General features: G+C 39.6%; 6 protein-coding genes. All 6 read right to left on the minus strand.

All coding sequences use genetic code 11. The features are described 5' to 3' along the window. Positions 1–1442, minus strand: a 1442-nt coding sequence (locus KTQ83_RS10945; protein ID WP_217256832.1) for an ABC transporter ATP-binding protein, incomplete at its 3' end; no start/stop codon positions are given. Further along, a complete protein-coding gene (locus KTQ83_RS10950; protein ID WP_055222061.1) occupies positions 1439–2191 on the minus strand; it encodes an energy-coupling factor transporter transmembrane component T in 753 nt (250 codons plus the stop codon). The genes KTQ83_RS10945 and KTQ83_RS10950, both read right to left, overlap by 4 nt. Continuing rightward, positions 2191–2787, minus strand: coding sequence for an MptD family putative ECF transporter S component (locus KTQ83_RS10955; protein ID WP_015535748.1), 597 nt, complete (start codon positions 2785–2787; stop codon positions 2191–2193). Before KTQ83_RS10955 ends, KTQ83_RS10950 begins: the two co-directional genes overlap by 1 nt. A 130-nt stretch (positions 2788–2917) precedes the next feature. After that, the gene (locus KTQ83_RS10960) at positions 2918–3883 is read right to left on the minus strand and encodes a helix-turn-helix domain-containing protein (RefSeq protein ID WP_015528443.1); all 966 of its coding nucleotides are present in this window, start codon (positions 3881–3883) and stop codon (positions 2918–2920) included. A gap of 299 nt (positions 3884–4182) precedes the next feature. Next, on the minus strand, positions 4183–4917 hold the full coding sequence (locus KTQ83_RS10965; RefSeq protein WP_055222064.1) for a class I SAM-dependent methyltransferase: 735 nt from the start codon (positions 4915–4917) through the stop codon (positions 4183–4185). Beyond that, positions 4910–6010 carry a Gfo/Idh/MocA family oxidoreductase gene (locus KTQ83_RS10970; RefSeq protein WP_055222066.1) on the minus strand — a complete coding sequence of 367 codons (1101 nt, stop codon included), beginning with the start codon at positions 6008–6010 and terminating at the stop codon, positions 4910–4912. Before KTQ83_RS10970 ends, KTQ83_RS10965 begins: the two co-directional genes overlap by 8 nt. Positions 6011–6166 lie beyond the last annotated feature (156 nt).

The following is a 6166-nucleotide window of genomic DNA, read 5'->3' on the forward strand; positions in this document are numbered from 1 at the left end:
AAAACCTTTTTACTGCCGGATTCGTCCAATGGATAGCTTTCTTTTACTTGCCCTTTTTCCATATGGACTACATACGAACATCCCGCCATCACCAACTCCGGATCATGCGTAATAACAAGAAGCGTTTTGCCCTGATCCGCGAGTGACTTCAAACTCCGCGCAACTTCCCTCATATGTTTGAGATCAAGCCCGCTTGTTGGTTCGTCAAACACAATGATCTCCCGGTTACTCACAATGGCAGACGCGATCGCTACCCGCTGTTTTTGCCCGCCGGAAAGAGAAAGCGGGTGCCTGTCTTTATATTCCAGCAGATCAAACTGTTTAAGGATTTTATCCACAACAGTTTCATCCTTGTTGTCCATGCTCAGAAGCACTTCATCCGCCACGCTTTCGGTAAATAGCTGATGGCTGGTATCCTGCATTACCATGTAGCAATGTTTGAGCCGGGCTTTCCAATCAAGGGTTTTCCCCTCAACCTGCAAAAAGCCACACTTCTTTTCCAGTCCGCAAATACAGCGGGCCAGAGTAGATTTTCCAGCGCCATTCAGACCGATAATGGCAATCGTTTCTCCAACAGGCAGTTCTGCACTCGGAATATGGAGGCTTTCCGGTTCCCGCTTTTTATACGCAAAGCAGAAATTTTGAAATTCCATCTGTTTAGCTGTATGCGCCTGATACTGATTCGCAGGCTTCAACTTCGAGAGAGAAAACGGCCGCAGCCCTATTTCTTTTCGAGTGCCATCCGATAAGCTGTCAAATTCAGCAGGCGTGTATTCCCGTTCAATCTCCCCATCTTTTACATACAGCACACGATCTGCAAGATCGTGAAGGTAGTAAAGGCGGTGTTCTGCGATCAGAATTGTTTTGCCCTGCTTTTTCCAGAGGCTTAGGACCTGCCGCAGGTCATCAATAGCAGCCATATCCAAATTAGAAGATGGTTCGTCCAGGACCATAATTCCCGGCAGCAATACACTTGATGAAGCACAGGCTATTTTTTGCTTTTCGCCTCCGGACAGAGCAAACACGCTTCGCCCCATCAAATCTTCAATATGATAATCGGAAACTGTCCGGTCAATCCTTTTCAGGATATCCTCCTGAGGATAGCCTAAATTTTCACAGGCAAAGGCTAATTCACTATCCGTATCCACGTTGAAAAACTGACTTTTGGGATTCTGGAATACAGATCCCACCATAGCAGCCAAGTCATAAAGCGGCGTATCTGATACGCTTTTTCCGTCCAGAAGGACATCGCCCTCTAATTTGCCCTCGTAATAATGAGGCACCAGCCCGTTTACCAAACGGGTAATCGTTGTTTTCCCACAGCCGGATTCTCCCGTGAGTAAAACAAATTCCCCTGTGTTTATGGTGAGATTGACATTTCTAATCCCTCCGCCGCTGGATTCTTCACCATAAGAAAAAGAAACATTTTGAAAATCTATCATGGCAAAATCCCTCCTGCGGAAATTATCGGGGAAGCAATCGCCCAAAACACTACAAAGCAACAAAACAAGATCAGCACCACATCGGCAAAATTGAATTTAAGCTGGCAAATGTTTGTGCGTTTGACAGGAGCGCCGAGGCCACGGGTAATTGCCGCAGCGGAAAGTTCCTCACCGATTTTCACGGAGCAGGTAATCATCGGGATCAGCTTATACTCCAATATTTTTGAAGATTTTTTCCCTCCAAGTTTAATCCCACGCATTTTCATAGCGTCACTGATTGCTTCTGACTCCTGAAAGACAGTTGGAAAGAAGCGGAACATGACCGTTAAGGGGATCGTCACTTCTTTAGGCATATGGATTCTTTCCATGCCGGAAATCAATTCACTGACCGTTGTTGTTTTCACTGCATAGGCAGCAATCGCAACACTGGGAAGGATTCGGCAGAAGAATCCTATTGTAAACAGAACAAGGAAATTCAATATCCCCGTAAGGTGCGGCAAAACATAAATTTGGACAGCATAAAAAACAGAAAACACAGCAATATAGCCCACAGCTTTTGCACATTGTTTCGAGGTAAGCAGCAATATAGCCGGAACCACACAAAGAACAAGGCGGATCAGTCCCATAGCTTCTCCGCCTGTTCCACCCATGACAAAAATGCTTATGATGAAGATGAGCAACAGTTTTGTACGCGGATCGAGCCGCAACCCTTGTTCTGTTTTTTTGCTGAGCAGAATTTCCCGCGCCATTATGCAATACCGGCACGCTGGAAGTGCTTTTTGCAAATGGCTTTCCCAATCATACCTCCGACAAGGCCAAACACAAAGCAGGCAACCAGCAAAATAGGCGCAATCCACATAGGCATATATGTATTAAGGGTAGCTGCATATTCAGCGCCGTATCCTTCAGTCAGCATTACCATATAGCTTTCACGGTTCAGGAAAATGGGAGCAAAGTTGCCAAACACCCAGATGCTGAACACACCGCAGGAAAGAACTGTACTCTTTGCACTTTTGTAGTCTGCCTTTTTCAGGATCACGTCAGCCAACAGGCCGCCAACAAGACCAGTTACCATAGTAAGATAGCCGTTGCCGAAGAACACCATGATTAGGCCAATCAGGAAACCCATGATTGCAGTCATCCCGAATTTTTTAGCCTTTGTAACATACAGCATATAGGGGATGCCGCCAATCAAAGGACACAGCACCGCCATCAGCGGAATAAAAATGGGGATGAAGCCAAGCATCGCCACCAGCATAACAATGACGACATAGATGACGGTGTAGATGCCGATAGTAATTAAATCTTTTCCCTCAAGCCGGGAACTTTTTTTCTGGGAACTCATACCAGTATCCTCCTATCTAAAAAATGGTGTAGTTAGCATTTTCTAACTACACCACATATAATAACAATTTACGCCTACATTTCCAACCCAAAAACGGTTTTATTCTACCCAAAATCGGTATTTTTTAATTTTAACCAATCGTATTTTCCGTTTTATAGTTTTTAGGAATTACCCCATACTTCTTTTTGAATGCCGCAGCAAAGTTACTCGGTTTTGAATAGCCTACAAATGCTGCCACCTGACTTACGTTCAAATTACTTTCTAATAGTAGACTTGCCGCCTTTTCCAATCGCTGATCTATAATATACGCATGAACCGATGTTCCAAACAGCGAGGAAAAACCCTTTGACAATTTTGAAGTACTAATATTGACTTTTCGCGCCAATTCCTCACAACTTGGTGCCAAAGCAAGCTGACTGTCAATGATTCTCTTCGCTTCTATGATGGATTCTCGGTCACTTCTGGAAATTGCTATATAAGTTGACGCAAGAATACTCAGTTCCAAAATCTCACTCAAATATACAGATAACAACTCAAAAACTTTGCTTTCCAAAAACAGGTATCCCAATCCGCCGCGATATTGCGTGAAGTCTTTCAGTTCCGCAAAAATGTGCTCCATATAGGGAGTAATACCTACTTTTGATATACCTTCCAATAGTTTTTTCTGATAAACCTCAATCTCACCAACATCAAAATAGTCATTCATAATTTTACGGAAATACGACAGTGGTACTTTTACATTTTTGAAAAGGAAATCGTTTTGTTTGGAATAGCACAGATATTCCATTTTCCCGTGTCCACGATAAATACAGGACTCACCTTTTTGTATGCTGATACTTTGTCGGCTATCTGCAATATTCCAGGAAACACCATCATTGAAGCAGAACAACATTTGAATGTATTCTTCGCTACTCACTCCCTGCACGTTCATATCTGAAAAATAATTCATTTTCCAGTCCGAAACAACTGCTCCCTGTTTCGTGACCACCTGTAAAATCTGCCCTGTCCCCATGTCTGCTGGAATATCTATGGTTATTGTCTGCGGTGAATTAGAGAGCAGATCACGATAAAGATTATTCATGTATTGGTTTGTCATGTACAAGCATTCCTCCCGAAGTTAGATAAGACTAATTAAATTTTACAACTTCCAAAGTAAAAAGTCAAATTTTGTAATCATGTAAAAAGCAGACACTACTTAATGTAAATTACAAACTTCACTTACTTCCATTTCTTTCTGCATCTCACAAGACGATAAAGTCACTTTTAAAACCCATTGTACTGACAATTTAATATTAATTCTCATTATTCTCCCTGCACATCGCTAAATTATCTTATAAATATGGCATTTTAGGAACACCTGACAGTTCGAGAGTTAATTTTATCTGAAGTTCATATTTATCGTGCTTTTATTGCAAGTAATAATGTTTCTGATAATTTAGCTGTTCTAAAGTGCATTTTTGTCAATTGGTTTAAAATTTTTTCCACACTCTGATAATTCCACGACATTAGGCTATCTACAGTACTAACTATGTTTTTACCACAAAAAACTTTATAGGTCAATCTCCATGTCCATTGATCCATCCCCACTTGCTTTATATCGGTAATATACGTCTCATAGCGCAATCTTCCTTGAGTAGCCACCGATATTCTGCTTCCTACTGGCGCAACAAGAAATTTCGGTTCTAAAAGTTCTATCAGGATTGGGACATTTATATTCAAATTTTTATCTAATTTATACAATAATTTTTCTTGTTCATCCCTTTTTAAATGACCAAGTACTCCCATGCACATTACACCACTTATTTTATCTCGAAATGAATATTTACCTACATCTATCGGCAATAGAGAAATTCTCTCTTTAACTTCATTATGCTCCATTAATCTTGCCATAAACGCTGTTCTCATATAAGCCGATGGTTCTAAAGCAATTATTTCTTTATCACATATCATATTAGCCATCTCTATTGTTGTTTTTCCAGTTCCTGCACCTATATCCAAAATGATTCCATCTAAATCCTTAACCATATCAGCAAATTTGTTTAAAACAATTTTTTTGTTCCCTATCTGTGAAAGAGCTGATAAATCATAAAATTCTACTGTCTCTCCGTATACATTCTCAATTTCATTCAATCCCGTCATTCTCCTTTTTTATTAAATGTCTTTTTTCCAAATCATAAAATATATTTTTTATGTCACCAAAATTGTCATAATCAACGATATTCATATAGCCCACTTTCTGACATATTTCAGACCATAATTTTGATACATATATTTGATATTGCGCCATGGACATTTTTTCTGTTCTATTTTGCTTAAATAAAATCTCTAAAGCTTTCTTTACTGCATCCGGCCATATTTGTTCAAACGTTTCTTTTACTGATGGTAACATTACATTTCCTATAGTAACACCAGAGGGTATATTTACTTCCTCTTCTACATTAATACTTAGTGTTCCATATTCATCTCTTGGCATATGCAAGAAAGGAAGCCATATTACCGGACCATGGGTATTGACCAGACAGAGCCGCCCTGTGGAAAATGTCAATTCTATTCTATGATATAAATGTAATGGATGGTCTATATCGTTACGATCCACATTGGTATTCACTATAAATGTTACCGGAACCATTCCAATTATACCACTAATAACTCTGTTACCCCCTCCTGCCATAGAAGTTGTATAAGATTCTGCTACATTTCCCAATTTCCATGTTGATAAGCCTCCCAACGCACACCCCAATATATCTATTCCATCATATAATACATGTATAGCGCATTCCAAGGATGCATTTATAAGATGAGCATGTTTACTTATTATTTGTGCCGCCTCTAAAAAATCTCGAATTGGCTTGATATACCGATAAAATGGATTCAACATAAAAGCGGCACTTCCGGATTCTCTTATACAATTAACAATTTCTACCTCATGAGCAGGATGTTCTAATAATGTTGGTATCCCTTTTGCAAGTATACTTTTAGCTATATTGGCACCGTTTCCACCTCCAGCCGCATTAGGTACAACTACACATGCTGCATCAACATTTTGATTTATTTCTTTAATATCCGTATACATTGGCACATTTAGATTCTTTGAAAGAAGTCTGGATCTATCGCTTCCTTTTCCCAATATACCCATAAGCTCATATTCTTTACTTTCTGCAATAGCTTTCAAATAAATTTTCCCAAATCCTGTTCCACATACTAAAATCTGTTTTTTCTTCATATCTTTCCCTCTGATTTGAACTTATCTATTTTTTTAAGTTCATCTAACACTTGATATTTTTCAAGATAACTTGCCATTGTATAAATTCCATCCTTCCTAGGCATTTCAAATATTGCATTGGCAGTAATCGCTAATATTTCGCCAGTTAAAACACTC

It is taken from the genome of Holdemanella porci, assembly GCF_019052655.1.
Taxonomy (GTDB): Bacteria; Bacillota_I; Bacilli_A; order Erysipelotrichales; family Erysipelotrichaceae; genus Holdemanella; species Holdemanella hominis.